Origin of the sequence: Streptomyces noursei, from assembly GCF_016917755.1 — a bacterium.
GTDB lineage: Bacteria > Actinomycetota > Actinomycetes > Streptomycetales > Streptomycetaceae > Streptomyces > Streptomyces yunnanensis.
Window position 1 is genome coordinate 6,679,100 of sequence record NZ_CP070326.1, and the last position, 15,748, is coordinate 6,694,847.

The window sequence follows — 15,748 nt, forward strand, 5'->3', positions numbered from 1 at the left end:
GGCGACGTACGCTTCAGGGGTGACCACGTCAAGGGCGACCACCGAAGCGAAGACCACCGCCGTGGCGGGGTGCGGGTTCCGGGAGATCAGGGGGCTGGTCACCGAGCTGAGCCGCCGCCTGGACGCCCACCAGCGCAGCCGGATCGCGGAGCTGGACCTGACGCCGACGCAGGCGAAGGCGCTGGAGGAGCTGGGCGAGCCCAAGACCGCGCGGGAGTTGGCCGCGGTGCTGTGCTGCGAGCCGCCGAACGTCACCTATGTCATCTCCAAGCTGGAGAAGCAGGGGATGGTGGTCCGCCGCCCGCACCCCGCGGACGGGCGCGCCAAGCAGCTGGTGCTGACCGAGGCCGGTCGGGAGCTGCGGCTGGACCTGCTCCGGCGGATGGGCACGGAGTCCCCGCTGGACCACCTCTCCCACGAGGAGCGCAGCGCGCTCCGCGACGAACTCCTCAGAGCGCTGGGCCGCGCTACGGACGCGGCCTAGAGCGCGTCCGCCGTCCTGCCGAAGGCCCCCGGGGCATCGTCCCGGGGGCCTTCGGTGTTTCTTGGTATCGCTTCGATAAAGTTATAGCTGTAATCATCGCGCGCGGTGGATAGATACAGCTATAACTAAATCCATGATCACTGAGAACGCGGCGCCGCGCGCGACGGCGAGCACCCCCACCCGTCCCGCACCCGCCGGCGGAGCCGCCCAACTCGTCGTCCTGGCCCTGGGGTTCGTGATGGCGAGCCTGGACACCGGCATCATGAACGTCGCCGCGCACGACCTCCGGGCCCGGCTCGGGCTGACCATGTCCGGCCTCACCTGGGTCGTCGACGGCTACGTCCTCGCCTTCGCCGCGCTGCTGCTGCTCGCCGGCTCGCTCGCCAAGCGGTTCGGCGCCCGGCGGATCTACCTCGTCGGGCTGGCCGTCTTCACCGCCGCGTCCCTGCTGGGCGCCGCGGCGCCGGGCGGCGGCGCCCTGGTGGCGGCCCGCTTCGCCCAAGGGGCGGGCGCCGCGCTCTTCATGCCCAGCTCGCTGTCGCTGCTGATGAACGCCTTCCCGGAGCCGGCCCGCCGGGCGAAGGTGCTCGGCATCTGGTCCGCGATCGTCTCCACCTCCGTCGGCCTGGCACCGACCGTCGGCGGCCTGCTCGTCGGCACCCTCGGCTGGCGCAGCATCTTCCTGGTCAACCTCCCCATCGGGATCGCCGGACTGCTGCTCACCCGCCGGGTGATCGCCGCGGTCCCGGGCACCGGCGCCCCGCTCGGCGGCACCGGCCACGTCCTCGGCCTGCTCGCCCTCGGCTCGCTCAGCTACGCCCTCATCGAGGGGCCCGCCGCCGGCTGGGCCGCCCCCGGAGTCCTGGCGGCGTTCGCGGTGACCGTGCTCGCCGCCGCCGGCTTCGTGGTCCGGGAACGCACCGCCCGCACCCCGGTCCTGCCCGTCACCCTCTTCGCCGACAGCCGCTTCTCCGCCGCCAACGCGGTCGGCTTCCTCTTCAACTTCGCCTTCTACGGGGCGCTGTTCGTCCTCGGGCTCTTCCTCCAGACGGGCCGCGGCGCCGACGCGGTGACCGCGGGTCTGCAGATGCTCCCGGCGGTCCTCGTCATCCCGATCGGCAACGTGCTCTACACGCGGATCGCGCCGCGCACCGGCAACCGGGCCGCGCTCGCCGTCTCCCTGGCCCTCTCCGCCGCCGGCTACCTCCTGCTCTTCCTGGTCCTCTCGCCGACCCTGCCGTACGGGGTGATCGCGGTGGTGCTGGCCGTCACCAACATCGGCAGCGGGATCAGCTCCCCGGCGATGACCGGCGTCCTGATGGAGGCCGCGGGCCGCGAGCACGCCGACATCGGCAGCGCGACCCTCAACGCCAACCGTCAGGTCGGCTCGCTGGTCGGCATCGCCGGTATGGGCGCGATCCTGACCGGCGCGGGCGATGCCTACCAGGGCACCGGATACGCCTTCGCGCTGACCGCGGCGGCCCTGGCGGCCGCGGCGGTGGTCGGCTGGCTGGGCGTCCGTGGCCGGCGCTGACCCGGGCGCGGCGTTCGCGCCGGGCGTACGGGGGCGGGGCGGGCGGGGCTGGGGCGGCCCGCCCGCCCCGCCGCCGCATACCCTTCCGGGGTGAGCGAGAACACCAGGCACAAGTGGGCCGCGGGCGCGGCGACCGGCATCGGATCGATGCCGGGCGGCGACGCGCGCGAAGCGGCGAAGACCGTCACCGGATCGCTGGAGGACTTCCCCCATCTGCCCGAGCTTCCGGCCCGGGGGCCCGGCGCCGACATGATCGGCCGCACCCTGGGCCTGCTCGTCGAGCTCTACGCCCATGTGGAGCCCAGCGGCTGGCGGATCAGCGACCGGCCCGGCCGCGACACCCGCCGGGCCCGCTCCTGGCTCGGCGAGGACCTCGACGCCCTGGAGGAGTTCACCCAGGGATACGAGGGACCGCTGAAGGTCTCCGCGGTCGGCCCGTGGACCCTGGCCGCCGCCCTGGAGCTGCGCAACGGCGAGGCGGCGCTCGGCGACCCCGGGGCCTGCCGGGACCTCACCGAGTCGCTCGCCGAGGGACTGCGCGGTCATCTCGCCGAGGTCCGACGGCGGGTGCCGGGCGCCGAACTCGTCCTCCAGCTCGACGAGCCGTCGCTGACCGCGGTGCTCCAGGGGCGGGTGCGGACCGCGAGCGGCTACCGCACCCACCGGGCCGTGGACCGCGCGGTCGTCGAGGGCGCGCTGCGCGACCTGGTCGGGGCGGCGGACGGCGCACCGGTCGTGGTCCATTCCTGCGCGCCCGAGGTGCCGTTCGCACTGCTGCGGCGGGCCGGTGCGACCGGCGTCTCGTTCGATGCCGCGCTGCTCACCGAGCGTGAGGACGAGGCGCTCGGCGAGGCGGTGGAGGGCGGTACCGCGCTGTTCGCGGGCGTGGTGCCGGGCGTGGACGGTCGATTGTCAGACCCTGCCGGTAGCGTCATGGGTGTCCGGACGCTGTGGCGCAGGCTGGGGCTGGCACCGGGACTTCTCGCGGAGTCCGTGGTGGTCACCCCGTCGTGCGGTCTGGCGGGCGCCTCGCCCGCCTACGCCCGCGCGGCGCTCGCCCACTGCGTCCGGGCGGCGAGGTCACTCGCAGACAACCCTGAGTGACCGCCCTCAAGGACACGGGAGGACAAGACGGTGGCTGGCGAACAGCACGCGGCGGCAACCAAGGTGCCCGCCGCGGCACGGGAGAAGCACGCGCAGCTCGCTGAGCAGATCGAGGAGCACCGCTTCCGGTACTACGTGAAGGACGCCCCGGTCGTCAGCGACGCGGAGTTCGACAAGCTGCTGCGCGCCCTGGAGGCCCTGGAGGAGACCCATCCCGAGCTGCGCACCCCGGACTCCCCGACGCAGAAGGTCGCCGGCTCGTACGCCACGGAGTTCACCGAGGTCGCGCACCGCGAGCGGATGCTCTCGTTGGACAACGCCTTCGACGACGAGGAACTGTCGGCCTGGGCCGAGCGGATCGCCACCGAACTGGGCGGCGACGCCAGGGGCGCCGGCTACCACTTCCTGTGCGAGCTGAAGGTCGACGGCCTCGCGGTCAACCTCACCTACGAGCACGGCCGCCTCACCCGCGCCGCCACCCGGGGCGACGGCCGCACCGGCGAGGACATCACGCCCAACGTCCGCACCATCGCCGAGATCCCGCACCGCCTCCAGGGCGACCGGGTCCCCGAGCTGGTCGAGATCCGCGGGGAGGTCTACTTCCCGATGGAGAAGTTCCTGGAGCTCAACGAGCGCCTGGTGGCCGACGGCAAGCCGCCGTTCGCCAACCCCCGTAACGCCGCGGCCGGTTCGCTGCGCCAGAAGGACCCCAAGGTCACCGCCACCCGCCCGCTGCACATGGTGGTGCACGGCCTCGGCGCCCGCGACGGCCTGGAGATCGACCGCCTCTCCGAGGCGTACGACCTGCTCAAGGAGTGGGGCCTGCCCACCGCCACGCACAACCGCGTGGTGGACTCCCTCGCCGCGGTACGGGAGTTCATCGCCCACTACGGCGACCCCGAGACCCGCAGCACGGCCGTCGAGCACGAGATCGACGGCGTCGTGGTCAAGCTCGACGAGATCCGGCTCCAGGGCCGGCTGGGCGCCACCTCGCGGGCGCCGCGCTGGGCGATCGCCTGGAAGTACCCGCCGGAGGAGGTCAACACCAAGCTGGTGGACATCCGCGTCGGCGTCGGCCGCACCGGACGGGTCACGCCGTACGCGGTCGTCGAACCGGTCACCGTGGCCGGTTCCGAGGTGGAGTTCGCCACCCTGCACAACCAGGACGTGGTCAAGGCCAAGGGCGTCCTGATCGGCGACACCATCGTCATCCGCAAGGCGGGCGACGTCATTCCGGAGATCCTCGGCCCGGTCGTCGACCTGCGGGACGGCACTGAGCGGGAGTTCGTGATGCCCGCCGAGTGCCCCGAGTGCGGCTCGGCGCTCCAGCCCGCCAAGGAAGGCGACATCGACCTGCGGTGTCCCAACGCCCGGTCCTGCCCCGCCCAGATCCGCGAGCGGCTGTTCTACCTCGCCGGCCGCAAGTGCCTGGACATCGAGAACTTCGGCTATGTCGCCGCCACCGCCCTCAGTCAGCCGCTGGAGCCCGCCGAGCCGCCGCTGACGGACGAGGGCGGCCTGTTCGACCTCTCGGTCGAGGAGCTGCTGCCCATCAAGTCCCATGTCCTCGACCCGGACACCGGCCTGCCCAAGCGCGACCCGAAGACCGGCGAGGAGAAGGTCGTCACCTTCTTCGCCAACCAGAAGGGCGAGCCGAAGAAGAACACCCTGGCCATGTTGGAGAACATCCAGGCGGCCAAGGAGCGCCCGCTGGCCCGGATCCTCACCGGGCTGTCGATCCGTCACGTGGGCCCGGTGGCGGCGCAGGCGCTGGCCCGGGAGTTCCGCTCGATCGACCGGATCCGGGAGGCGAGCGAGGAGGAACTGGCGGCCGTGGAGGGCGTCGGCGGCACCATCGCGGCCTCGCTCAAGCAGTGGTTCGCCGTGGACTGGCACCAGGAGATCATCGAGCGCTGGCGGGCCGCGGGCGTCCGTATGGAGGAGGAGCAGTCGGGTGAAACGGGCCCGCGTCCCCTGGAAGGCGTCACCGTCGTGGTAACGGGCACACTTCAGTCACACACCAGAGATGGCGCGAAAGAAGCGCTACAGGCTCTTGGTGCGAAGGTGACCGGATCCGTTTCCAAGAAGACCGGATTCGTAGTGGTGGGCGACAACCCCGGTTCGAAGTACGACAAAGCCATGCAGTTGAAGGTCCCCGTGTTGGACGATGACGGCTTCGCTGTGCTGCTGGAGCAGGGTCCCGAGGCGGCACGAGCGGTAGCTGTCACTCCGCCTGAGGAGGAGTGAGATGTCACCCCATCGGCGCATACCAGATTGATCTGGGAGGCCGGGTCGCATTCGGGCAACCGCTGCGGATCGCTGCCCGCAGCGGCCTTCCGCGTCCTACTGTTGACGTGTGCGCCTGCCGTGGCGCGGGCACAGCCGGCTGTGAGAGGGATCGGAATGAAACCGACCGACAGCGCCGCTCCGGCGTCGCGGCTCCGCCGGCTTGTGGTGCCCGCGTTGCCCGCGGCCATCGTCATGGCGGCGGGCGTGGTGCTCGCCGCCGGTGTGCTCCACTCGCTCGGCGACGGTGAGCCGTTGTTCCCCGCCGGAGCCATCGGCTGGTCGCTGGCGGTCCTGACCGGCGTCATCGTCGGCCATCTGGTCGCCCTCGGCCGGGACCGGTGGTGGGGTGGCACCGGTTCCGGGGCGGCCCTCGCCCTCGCCGTGCTCCTGCTCTACGGCTGGGTGCCGGCCATCCTGGTCAGCCTCTCCGTCGTGGTCCTGGTCGGCGCCGCGCGACGGCAGCGCTGGCGACAGGCCGTGGTCCACGGGGCAGTTGACCTCCTCGGCATCGGCGCCGCGGCGCTCGGCCTGGTCGTCTGCGGGGTGCAGCCCAGCGTCCGCCGGCCCTGGTCGCCCGATGCCTGGGACCTCTCCGTCCTGCCCGAGGTCCTCGTGATGGCGGGGAGCTATCTCCTCGTCAGCCGGGGGCTGCTGTGGTGCAGTCGGCTGCCGCTCGGCGGCGGCCTGCCCGCCATCGCCCGCCCGGCGGTGGTGCGGCAGGCCCTGGTCGGCGTCGCCCTGGTCGGCATCTCCCCGCTGATCGCGGTGTGCGCGGTGGGCGCCCCGCTGCTGCTGCCGCTGTTCGCGGTCCCGCTGATCGCGCTGGACTCCACCCTGTGGATAGCCAGGGCCCGTGCCGAGGAGCAGCTGCGCGACCCGCTCACCGGCCTGCCCAACCGCCAGTGGTTGCTGGAGCGCACCTGGACGGCCCTGGACGAGGCCGAGCGGGCCGGCACCCGTGCCGCCCTCGTCCTCATCGACCTCGACCGCTTCCGCTCCGTCAACGACACCCTCGGGCACCTCGCCGGCGACCGCCTGCTGCTCCAGATCGCCGACCGGCTGCGGCACGCCCTCCCGCGCGGCGCCGAGGCCGCCCGGCTCGGCGGCGACGAGTTCGCCGTCCTGCTGCCCGCCACCGACTCCCTCACCAGCTCCCAGCGGGTCGCCCGCAACCTCGTCGCGGCCCTCAGCTCCCCGCTGGACCTCGACGGACTGACCCTCGTGCTCGAAGCCAGCGCGGGGGTCGCGGTCTTCCCCGAACACGCGCTGGACGCCGAAGGGCTGCTGCGCCGCGCCGACGTGGCGATGTACCAGGCCAAGCGGGACCGCAGCGGCGTCGAGCTCTACGAGGCCAAGCGGGACGGCAACACCCCCGACCGGCTCGGCCTGCTGGGCGATCTGCGGCGCGCCCTGGACGCCGGCGACGTGGAGCTGCACTACCAGCCCAAGGTCCGCTTCGACGGCCATGTCTCCGGACTGGAGGCGCTGGTCCGCTGGGTCCACCCGGACCGCGGCCGGGTCCCCCCGGACGAGTTCATCGCCATCGCCGAGTCCTCCGGCCTGATGCCCCGGCTCACCGAGTACGTCCTGGAGACCGCGCTCGCCCAGGTGGCCCGCTGGCGCGCGATGGGCCTGGAGGTGCCGGTCGCGGTGAACGTCTCACCGCGCGACGTGCACTCCCCGGGCTTCGCCGGCGCGGTCGCCGCCCGGCTCGCCCGACATCGCGTCCCACCCGGCGCCCTCCAGTTGGAGATAACCGAACACGTCCTCCTGGAGGACCCGCAGCGGGCCGCCGACACCCTGGCCGGGCTCACCGCGCACGGCGTGAAGATGTCCCTGGACGACTTCGGCACCGGCTACAGCTCCCTGGTCCACCTGAGGCGGCTGCCGGTCAGCGAGCTCAAGATCGACCGCTCCTTCGTGGCCCGGCTGGCCGTCGACACCGAGGACGCCGAGATCGTCCGCTGCACCCTCGACCTGGCCCACTCGCTGGGCCTGCTGGTCGTCGCCGAGGGCGTCGAGGACGACGAGACCTGGGAGCGGCTGCGCGACCTGGGCTGTGACGCCGTCCAGGGCTGGCTGGTTGCCGCCGCGATGCCACCGGACGAGACCACGGCCTGGTTGCGGGCCCGTGGTGAGCACGGGTGGCGCCGTGCGTCGGAGACGTCCGCCCTCACGGCGGAGAAGGCAGCCGAGCGCCCTTCGGGACAGGTCCTGAACTGACCCGGCCACCGGCCGTCCCAACTCCCCGCTCCGACACCACCGCCCCAGCCCAGGACCTGAAACCGGATCCTGACCCGAAACCGGACCCGAAACCGGACCCGAAACCGGACCCGGACGAGCCCGCGCCGGACCAACCGGCATCGCACACGCCGGCCCCGGCCGACCCCGCACCCGAGCGACCCGCGCCGGACGCCCCCGGACCGGGCCTGCCGGCGCCGCGGGAACCGGGTGCGCCCGGCTCCGGAACAAACGATCCGCCAGCCGGTGCCCCGCGCGAGACGGAGCCGTCGGACGCCCCCCGGCCCCCGGCGGCGGACGGCTGACGGCCCCGCGGAACGCTCCGTTGCAGCGGTCCGGCGAAAGCGTTTCGCGGCGGCGTTCCCCTACGCCATAGGATTGGGCCGGAATACTCCTGCGGAGAATTCGCCTAGAAATCTCCTTCCGGAACACTCCGCCCAGAACACTCCACCGAAAACACCAGAGGATCGCTGCATGCCTGGCATCACGCGCGAGGAGGTCGCCCACCTCGCCCGGCTGGCACGTCTGGAGCTGAAGGACGAAGAGCTCGACCACTTCGCCGGACAGCTCGACGACATCATTGGCGCGGTCGCCCGCGTCTCCGAGGTCGCCGATCAAGACGTTCCGCCGACCTCCCACCCGCTGCCGCTGACCAATGTCATGCGGTCGGACGAGGTCCGTCCGTCGCTCACCCCCGAGCAGGCGCTCTCCGGCGCCCCCGCTCAGGAGCAGCAGCGTTTCAAGGTGCCGCAGATCCTGGGGGAGGAGTGATCATGGCAGACCTGATCAAGCTCACCGCCGCAGAGATCGCGGCGAAGATCGCCGCCGGCGAGCTCACCGCCGTCGAGGTGACCGAGGCCCACCTGGCCCGCATCGAGGCCGTCGACGAGAAGGTGCACGCCTTCCTGCACGTGGACCGCGAGGGCGCGCTGGCCCAGGCCCGCGCCATCGACGAGAAGCGGGCCCGCGGCGAGAAGCTCGGCCCGCTGGCCGGTGTCCCGCTCGCGCTGAAGGACATCTTCACCACCCAGGACATGCCGACCACCGTCGGCTCGAAGATCCTCGAAGGGTGGATGGCGCCCTACGACGCCACGCTGACCAAGAAGCTCAAGGACGCCGACGTCGTCATCCTCGGCAAGACCAACATGGACGAGTTCGCCATGGGGTCGTCGACGGAGAACAGCGCCTACGGGCCGACCGGCAACCCCTGGGACCTCACCAAGATCCCCGGCGGCTCCGGCGGCGGCTCCTCCGCCGCCCTCGCCTCCTTCCAGGCCCCGCTGGCCATCGGCACGGACACCGGCGGGTCGATCCGTCAGCCCGCCGCCGTCACCGGCACCGTCGGCGTCAAGCCCACCTACGGCGGGGTCTCCCGCTACGGCATGGTGGCCTTCTCCAGCTCCCTGGACCAGGGCGGCCCGTGCGCCCGCACGGTGCTGGACGCGGCGCTGCTCCACGAGGCCATCGCCGGCCACGACCCGCTGGACTCCACCTCCATCGACGCCCCGGTCCCGCCGGTCGTCGAGGCGGCCCGCAACGGCAGCGTGGACGGGATGCGGGTCGGCGTCGTCAAGCAGTTCCGCGGCGAGGGCTACCAGCCCGGTGTGCTCCAGCGCTTCGACGAGACGGTCGCGCTGCTCACGGAGCTGGGCGCCGAGGTCGTCGAGCTGGACTGCCCGTCCTTCGACCTGGCACTGGCCGCGTACTACCTGATCGCGCCCTCCGAGTGCTCCTCCAACCTCGCCCGCTTCGACGCCATGCGCTACGGCCTGCGGGTCGGCGACGACGGCACGAAGTCCGCCGAGGAGGTCACCGCGCTGACCCGCGAGGCCGGCTTCGGCCCCGAGGTCAAGCGCCGCATCATGCTCGGCACGTACGCGCTCAGCTCCGGCTACTACGACGCGTACTACGGCAGCGCCCAGAAGGTCCGCACGCTGATCACCCGCGACTTCGAGCGGGCCTTCGAGCAGGTCGACGTGATCATCTCGCCGACCACGCCGACCACCGCGTTCCCGATCGGCGAGCGCACCGACGACCCGATGGCGATGTACCTCGCCGACGTGTGCACCATCCCCGCCAACCTGGCGGGCAACGCCGCCATGTCGCTGCCCTGCGGACTGGCTCCCGAGGACGGGCTGCCGGTGGGGTTGCAGATCATCGCCCCGGCCATGGCCGACGACCGGCTGTACAAGGTCGGCGCCGCGGTCGAGTCCGCGCTCACCGAGAAGTGGGGCCACCCGCTCATCGAGGAGGCTCCGGCCCTGTGAGCGGAGCTGTCAACGACCTGCTGGAGGAGACGCTGTGAGTGGAAAGCTGGCCAAGGCCAAGAACTTCAAGAAGTCCAAGCCCGGCACCTACCTGTCCATCGGCACCACGCTGTTCGGCGCGGTGAGCGTCGTCAAGCAGGCGAAGAAGGCCAAGGGGGAGCAGGACATGCTCCAGCTGGTCGACGCCGTCGTCTCCGCCGCCGCCATCGTCACCGGTGTCGCCCTGCTCGTCCGCGAACTGCGTCGTCTCAACGACGACGACGTCCTCGCGGGCTGACCGGCGCCGGACCTGAGAGGTTAGTTTCACCGTGACTGTCACCGACCTGGTGCCGTACGAGGACGCGCTGGCCACCTACGACCCTGTGATGGGTCTGGAGGTGCACGTCGAACTCGGTACCAAGACCAAGATGTTCTGCGGGTGCGCAACCACCCTGGGCGCCGAGCCCAACGCGCAGACCTGCCCCACCTGCCTGGGCCTGCCCGGCTCCCTCCCGGTCGTCAACGCGACCGGCGTGGAGTCCGCGATCAAGATCGGCCTGGCGCTGAACTGCTCCATCGCCGAGTGGTGCCGCTTCGCCCGGAAGAACTACTTCTATCCGGACATGCCGAAGAACTTCCAGACCTCCCAGTACGACGAGCCGATCGCCTTCGACGGCTACCTCGACGTGCAGCTGGAGGACGGCGAGGTCTTCCGCGTCCACATCGAGCGCGCCCACATGGAGGAGGACACCGGCAAGTCCACCCACATCGGTGGGGCGACCGGCCGGATCCACGGCGCGCAGCACTCGCTGCTGGACTACAACCGCGCTGGCATCCCGCTCATCGAGATCGTCACCAAGCCGATCGAGGGCGCCGGCGAGCGGGCCCCCGAGGTCGCCAAGGCGTACGTCGCCGAGCTGCGCGAGCTCATCAGGGCGCTGGGCGTCTCCGAGGCCCGCATGGAGATGGGCCAGATGCGCTGCGACGTGAACCTCTCGCTGCGCCCCAGGGGCACCGAGAAGTTCGGCACCCGCTCGGAGACCAAGAACGTCAACTCGCTGCGCTCCGTGGAGCGGGCCGCCCGGTACGAGATCCAGCGGCACGCCGCGGTGCTCTCCTCCGGCGGCACGATCATCCAGGAGACCCGGCACTTCCACGAGGACGACGGCTCCACCACCTCGGGCCGGGTCAAGGAGGAGGCGGAGGACTACCGCTACTTCCCCGAGCCCGACCTGGTGCCGGTGGCCCCGTCCCGTGAGTGGGTCGAGGAGCTGCGGGCCACCCTGCCCGAGCTGCCGCGGGTCCGCCGCAACCGGCTGCGCGAGGAGTGGGGCATCTCCGAGCACGACATGCAGTCGATCCTCAACGCCGGGGCGGTCGACCTGATCGTCGCCACCGCCGACGCCGGTGCGGACGCCGCCGCGGCCCGCAAGTGGTGGATGGGCGAACTGGCCCGCCGCGCCAACGAGGACGGGGTGGAGCTGGCCGCGCTGCCGATCACCCCGGAGCAGGTCGCCCGGGTCGCCGCGCTGGTGGCCGACGGCTCGCTCAACGACAAGCTGGCCCGGCAGGCCATCGAGGGTGTGCTGGCCGGCGAGGGCGACCCGGACGTGGTCGTCGAGAAGCGCGGGCTGAAGGTCGTCTCCGACGAGGGTGCGCTCGGCACCGCCGTGGAGGAGGCGATCGCCGCCAACGCCGCCATCGCCGACAAGATCCGTGGCGGCAAGGTCGCCGCGGCCGGTGCCCTGGTCGGCGCGGTCATGAAGGCCACCCGCGGCCAGGCGGACGCGGCCCGCGTGCGCGAGCTGATCCTGGAGAAGCTGGGCGTCGAGGGCTGATCCCGTGGAGCCCCGTAGGGGAGGGGCGAACGGATCCCGTAGGGGATGCGGGCGCCCCCTACGGGGCCACAACGGATCCATGGATCCCCGGATTCCCGAGCCCGCCACCAGTGGGTCGTGAGCGGCCGTCCTTCCACCTGGAGGGGCGGCCGCTTCCGCATACTGGCGCGAGGGTCCGAACTTCCTCCGTCACGGCGGAATGCCGCGCCCCTCCCCGGTGCTGTCACTGGAAAAGGATCAAGGGGAGCAACGCTCGCCGGAGAGTGGAGGAGTGAGCGATGGCGCAGCAGGACACCACCGCACCGGGGCCCCGGGAGGTCGCCGCGCGGCTCGGCCGGGTCGGGGTCTGGCACGGCGGGATCGGCCGGTTGTCGGCCGCGGCGGAACGGGAGTTCGCGGCGGAGGTGGAGCGGCTGGGGTACGGCGCGCTGTGGTTCGGTGAGGCGCAGGCCACCAAGGAGGCGTTCGCCCACGCCGGGCTGCTGCTGGCCGCCACCGAGCGGCTGACCGTCGCCACCGGCATCGCCAACATCTGGGCTCGGGACGCCACCGCGATGAACGCCGGCGCACACACCCTCGCCGAGGCGTACGACGGCCGGTTCCTGCTCGGCCTCGGCGCCAGTCACGCCCCGCAGGTCAACGGCCGCGGCCACGCCTACGCCAAGCCGCTCGCCGCGATGCGCTCCTACCTGGACGCGATGGACGAGGCCACGTACGAGGGCCCGGTGGCCACGCCGCCCGCCCGGGTGCTCGCCGCGCTGGGCCCCAAGATGGTGGAGCTGGCGGGGGAGCGGGCCGCGGGCGTGCACTCGTACTTCGTCACGCCCGAGCACACCGCCGGCGCCCGCGAGATCCTGGGCTCCACCCCGCTGCTCGCCCCCGAGCAGGCCGTCCTGCTGGAGACCGACCCGGCGACCGCCCGCGCCCTGATCCGCGAGCACCACCTCGGCTTCTACCTGGCGCTGCCCAACTACGTGAACAGCCTTCGCCGGTTGGGCTTCGAGGACGACGACTTCGCCGACGGCGGCAGCGACCGCCTGGTCGACGCGATCGTGGCCTGGGGCGACGTGGACGCGATCCGGCGCCGGGTGCGGGAGCACCACGACGCGGGCGCCGACCATGTGGCGCTCCAGCCGATCGTCGCCGACCGCGGCCTGGGCATCGGCCAACTCCGCGAGCTGGCACCGGCGTTGCTGGAGCGGTGACCGAGGGGTCGGTGACCGCGGGGTCAGTGGCCGAGGCGGGCCAAGGCGGCGAGCGGGTAGCGCTCCCCGGCCACCGCGCCGTCGGGCACCGCCGCCCGGAGCCGGTCCGCCTGCTCCGGGCTGAGCACGAGGTCGGCCGCGGCCGCGTTCTCCTCCAGGTACGCCCTGCGCTTGGTGCCGGGGATCGGCACGATGTCCTCGCCCTGGGCGAGCAGCCAGGCGAGGACGGCCTGTGCCGGTGTGCAGCCGAGGGATTCGGCGACGGTGCGGACGGCTCGCACCAGCGCGAGGTTGTGCGCGAGGTTCTCGTCCGCGAACCGCGGCCACCGGCGCCGGGCGTCGTCGGCGGTGAGGTCGTCGAGGGAGGTCAGCGCGCCGGTCAGTATCCCGCGCCCGAGCGGTGAGTACGCGACGACGCCGATGCCCAACTCCCGGCAGGTGGCCAGCATGTCGCCCGCCAGCACGTCCCGGGTGAAGAGGGAGTGCTCCAGCTGTACGGCGCTGATGGGGTGGACGGCGTGGGCCCGACGCAGCGTCTGAGGACTCACCTCGCTCAGCCCGAGATGGTGCACCGAACCCTCCGCGACCAGCTCCGCCATGGCGCCGACCGTCTCCTCGATGGGGACGGCCGGGTCGCGCCGGTGCATGTAGTAGAGGTCGATCCGGTCCGTCCCCAGGCGGCGCAGGGAGGCGTGGCACGCCGCGCGCACCCAGGCGGCCGAGGTGTCGACCGCGTTCACCCGCCCCGTCGCCGCGTCGTGCCGCAGTCCGAACTTGGTCGCGACGACCAGTCCGTCCCGCAGGGCGGCCGGCCGACTGCCCAACCACCGCCCGAGGAACTCCTCGTTGGCGCCCCGCCCGTACGCGTCCGCGGTGTCGAGCAGGGTCACCCCGAGCTCGACCGCCCGGTCGAGGGTGCGGAGCGACTCGGCGTCGTCCGGCACGCCGTACGAGGTCGACATCCCCATGCAGCCGAGTCCGAGCGCGGAGACGACCGGCCCGGCCGCACCGAGCCGGCGCCGCCTCACGCCCGCACCGCGACGTCCACGACGAACGCCCCCCATGCGTCGGCGCCGAGCGTGAGCACCGGCCCGCCGGGGTTCTTGGAGTCGCGGATGTGGATGGTGGGGTGGGGGCTCGGGGAGGTGGCTACTTCCAGGCATGCACCGCCCTGATCGCTGCTGTAGCTGGACTTGCGCCAGTCGTAGGCGGCTTCGAGGCAGTTGCCGCCTGCACTGCCGCTGTAGCTGGACTTGAACCAGGCGAGACTGTCGGAGGATGTCTGGGTTGCTGTGCTGGTCATGACTCTCCTAGCAAGTCGTCCAGCAGGCTCTTGGACTCCTCAGGGGTGAGGGCCTGCGACCGCAGCATCCCATACACCTGTTGATACACGCTGACCTGATCGGGGTCGTCGACCAGGAAGCTGATCCGCTGAGCTTCGATGTATGCCAGATGATCGTGATCGGGCGTCTCCAGAAGGACGAGGGGGCCGTCGAGCGAGGCATGCGTGCCACGAGAGGTAGGCATGATCTGGAGCCCCAGGAAGGGAAGTTCGGCGCATTGTCGAAGGTGGCGGAGTTGTCCGCGTAGAGCATCTGGCCCTCCTACGGGCCGATGGAGCACCACCTCCTCCAAAATGAAGTTGAGCATCGGCCGAGGCTTCTTGCGCTCCAGGAGTTTTTGGCGATCGAGCCGCGCGGAGACCCACGCGTCCGCCTCGTCTTCGTCAAGGGGTGGGTAGAGGCAGTCGAATACGGCTCGTGCGTATCGCGCGGTCTGTAGAAGTCCTGGCATCACCTGGTTCTCGTACGAAAGCAGCGTCAGCGCCTCCTCCTCGTGCTCCACGAGAGAGTGGACGAAGGCTGGGAGCTTTTCGCGTTCCGGCACCTTCTTGACCGCAACCGCCAACGCCCCCTTCGTATCGAGGATTTCGTCGAACGCCTCGGCCAGGTCGATCTTCAGCGCTCTGCGGCCCTGCTCGATCGAGCCGATGGTGTCCTCGTGGACGCCAACCGTCTCGGCCAGCGCCGGTTGCGTCAACCGGGCCGCCCTGCGGAAGTGGCTCAACTGGGCGCCGATCACGTGCCATGACGTGATCCGCTTCGGTTTGTTCGGCTGGTGCATGCCGCTTGCCTTCCCCCCGTCGTGACCGACTGATGCGACGCGAAGTCGTACATCGCATCTGTACGAAATCACGCTGTGGTCAAGCGTAATCACGCCCAGTGACAGTGGGGGCATGCAAGAGGAGATTCAGGTGGTGCGGATCCGGACGGCGCGCTATCGGCGGGAGCGCCGTTCCGTGTCGCTGGCCAGGGAGTTCGCGCGCATGGCGCTCGCCGACTGGGACCGGAAGGACGGGGCGGACGACATCGTGCTCTGCGTCAGCGAACTGGCTACGAACGCGCTGCTGCACGGTGTCCCGCCGGGGCGTGGTTACCGGCTGTGGCTGGCGCTGGGGGCGGCGGACGGCGTGCTGCGGGTCGAGGTGCACGACAGCGGGGGCGGTGAGCCGCGGGTGCCGGAGCCGGGTGGCGGGTGGACCGAGGAGTGCGGGCGCGGGCTGCTGCTGGTGTCCGCGCTCGCGGACGCCTGGGGCGTCGAGGGGCGGGTGCCCGGCAAGGTCGTGTGGTGCGAGTGGCGGCCGGAGGGGGCCGGGCGTCTCGCGTGAAGGGAGACGGGTGGGGTGCCGTTTCCAAAGTCGTCACCCCGATACCTATCGCGCGTCATGGTCGCCCACTACCGTCCCGGTCGCACCACCTCAATGGGCTGACCGAAGACCATAGGAAGGCCATATGACTGTCGACTGG

The 15,748-nt window shown here is 71.7% G+C and carries 14 protein-coding genes; 11 read left to right on the forward strand and 3 right to left on the reverse strand.

The window, feature by feature from the left end; all coding sequences use genetic code 11:
• Positions 1–19: 19 nt before the first annotated feature.
• The 10 genes from JNO44_RS29345 (at position 20) to JNO44_RS29390 (ending at position 12,941) form a co-directional block, all read left to right on the forward strand.
• Positions 20–484, forward strand: a complete 465-nt coding sequence (locus JNO44_RS29345; RefSeq protein ID WP_240167704.1) for a MarR family winged helix-turn-helix transcriptional regulator — start codon at positions 20–22, stop codon at positions 482–484.
• A 133-nt stretch (positions 485–617) separates the two neighbouring features.
• Positions 618–2,018 carry an MFS transporter gene (locus JNO44_RS29350; RefSeq protein WP_205366768.1) on the forward strand — a complete coding sequence of 467 codons (1,401 nt, stop codon included), beginning with the start codon at positions 618–620 and terminating at the stop codon, positions 2,016–2,018.
• 90 nt (positions 2,019–2,108) lie between these two features.
• Positions 2,109–3,122: a methionine synthase gene (locus tag JNO44_RS29355; RefSeq protein WP_205366769.1), complete on the forward strand. Its 1,014-nt coding sequence runs from the start codon at positions 2,109–2,111 to the stop codon at positions 3,120–3,122.
• A 30-nt stretch (positions 3,123–3,152) separates the two neighbouring features.
• Complete coding sequence (gene ligA, locus JNO44_RS29360; RefSeq protein WP_205366770.1) at positions 3,153–5,369, forward strand: NAD-dependent DNA ligase LigA; 2,217 nt, start codon at positions 3,153–3,155, stop codon at positions 5,367–5,369.
• A 156-nt stretch (positions 5,370–5,525) separates the two neighbouring features.
• Entirely contained in the window at positions 5,526–7,634 is a 2,109-nt protein-coding gene (locus JNO44_RS29365) for a putative bifunctional diguanylate cyclase/phosphodiesterase (RefSeq protein ID WP_205366771.1), read from the forward strand.
• Between the two features lie 492 nt (positions 7,635–8,126).
• The gene (gatC, locus tag JNO44_RS29370) at positions 8,127–8,423 is read left to right on the forward strand and encodes an Asp-tRNA(Asn)/Glu-tRNA(Gln) amidotransferase subunit GatC (protein WP_159507948.1); all 297 of its coding nucleotides are present in this window, start codon (positions 8,127–8,129) and stop codon (positions 8,421–8,423) included.
• A gap of 2 nt (positions 8,424–8,425) precedes the next feature.
• Positions 8,426–9,919, forward strand: coding sequence for an Asp-tRNA(Asn)/Glu-tRNA(Gln) amidotransferase subunit GatA (gene gatA / locus JNO44_RS29375; RefSeq protein ID WP_073443348.1), 1,494 nt, complete (start codon positions 8,426–8,428; stop codon positions 9,917–9,919).
• A 34-nt stretch (positions 9,920–9,953) separates the two neighbouring features.
• A complete protein-coding gene (locus JNO44_RS29380; RefSeq protein ID WP_039632561.1) occupies positions 9,954–10,196 on the forward strand; it encodes a hypothetical protein in 243 nt (80 codons plus the stop codon).
• 31 nt (positions 10,197–10,227) lie between these two features.
• Positions 10,228–11,736 (forward strand): Asp-tRNA(Asn)/Glu-tRNA(Gln) amidotransferase subunit GatB, encoded by a 1,509-nt coding sequence (gatB, locus tag JNO44_RS29385; protein WP_205366772.1) that lies wholly within the window; start codon positions 10,228–10,230, stop codon positions 11,734–11,736.
• A 278-nt stretch (positions 11,737–12,014) separates the two neighbouring features.
• Positions 12,015–12,941: an LLM class F420-dependent oxidoreductase gene (locus JNO44_RS29390; protein ID WP_205366773.1), complete on the forward strand. Its 927-nt coding sequence runs from the start codon at positions 12,015–12,017 to the stop codon at positions 12,939–12,941.
• Between the two features lie 23 nt (positions 12,942–12,964).
• Here the strand turns inward: JNO44_RS29390 and JNO44_RS29395 are convergent, their stop codons facing one another.
• The 3 genes from JNO44_RS29395 to JNO44_RS29405 are packed head-to-tail and all read right to left on the reverse strand — an operon-like array spanning position 12,965 to position 15,065.
• Positions 12,965–13,969 carry an aldo/keto reductase gene (locus JNO44_RS29395; protein ID WP_205366774.1) on the reverse strand — a complete coding sequence of 335 codons (1,005 nt, stop codon included), beginning with the start codon at positions 13,967–13,969 and terminating at the stop codon, positions 12,965–12,967.
• A complete protein-coding gene (locus JNO44_RS29400) occupies positions 13,966–14,244 on the reverse strand; it encodes a DUF397 domain-containing protein (RefSeq protein WP_205366775.1) in 279 nt (92 codons plus the stop codon). Before JNO44_RS29400 ends, JNO44_RS29395 begins: the two co-directional genes overlap by 4 nt.
• Positions 14,241–15,065: a helix-turn-helix domain-containing protein gene (locus tag JNO44_RS29405; protein ID WP_205366776.1), complete on the reverse strand. Its 825-nt coding sequence runs from the start codon at positions 15,063–15,065 to the stop codon at positions 14,241–14,243. Before JNO44_RS29405 ends, JNO44_RS29400 begins: the two co-directional genes overlap by 4 nt.
• A gap of 112 nt (positions 15,066–15,177) precedes the next feature.
• Here JNO44_RS29405 and JNO44_RS29410 point away from each other — a divergent pair, with 112 nt between their 5' ends.
• A complete protein-coding gene (locus JNO44_RS29410) occupies positions 15,178–15,609 on the forward strand; it encodes an ATP-binding protein (protein WP_205366777.1) in 432 nt (143 codons plus the stop codon).
• Positions 15,610–15,748 lie beyond the last annotated feature (139 nt).

Excerpts from the sequence above, each read along its gene's own strand:
- JNO44_RS29410 (WP_205366777.1), top strand. The coding sequence starts at position 15,178 with ATGCAAGAGGAGATTCAGGTGGTGCGGATCCGGACGGCGCGCTATCGG.
- JNO44_RS29400 (WP_205366775.1), bottom strand. The coding sequence starts at position 14,244 with ATGACCAGCACAGCAACCCAGACATCCTCCGACAGTCTCGCCTGGTTC.
- JNO44_RS29350 (WP_205366768.1), top strand. The coding sequence starts at position 618 with ATGATCACTGAGAACGCGGCGCCGCGCGCGACGGCGAGCACCCCCACC.
- gatC (WP_159507948.1), top strand. The coding sequence starts at position 8,127 with ATGCCTGGCATCACGCGCGAGGAGGTCGCCCACCTCGCCCGGCTGGCA.
- JNO44_RS29405 (WP_205366776.1), bottom strand. The coding sequence starts at position 15,065 with ATGCACCAGCCGAACAAACCGAAGCGGATCACGTCATGGCACGTGATC.
- JNO44_RS29365 (WP_205366771.1), top strand. The coding sequence starts at position 5,526 with ATGAAACCGACCGACAGCGCCGCTCCGGCGTCGCGGCTCCGCCGGCTT.
- JNO44_RS29390 (WP_205366773.1), top strand. The coding sequence starts at position 12,015 with ATGGCGCAGCAGGACACCACCGCACCGGGGCCCCGGGAGGTCGCCGCG.
- gatA (WP_073443348.1), top strand. The coding sequence starts at position 8,426 with ATGGCAGACCTGATCAAGCTCACCGCCGCAGAGATCGCGGCGAAGATC.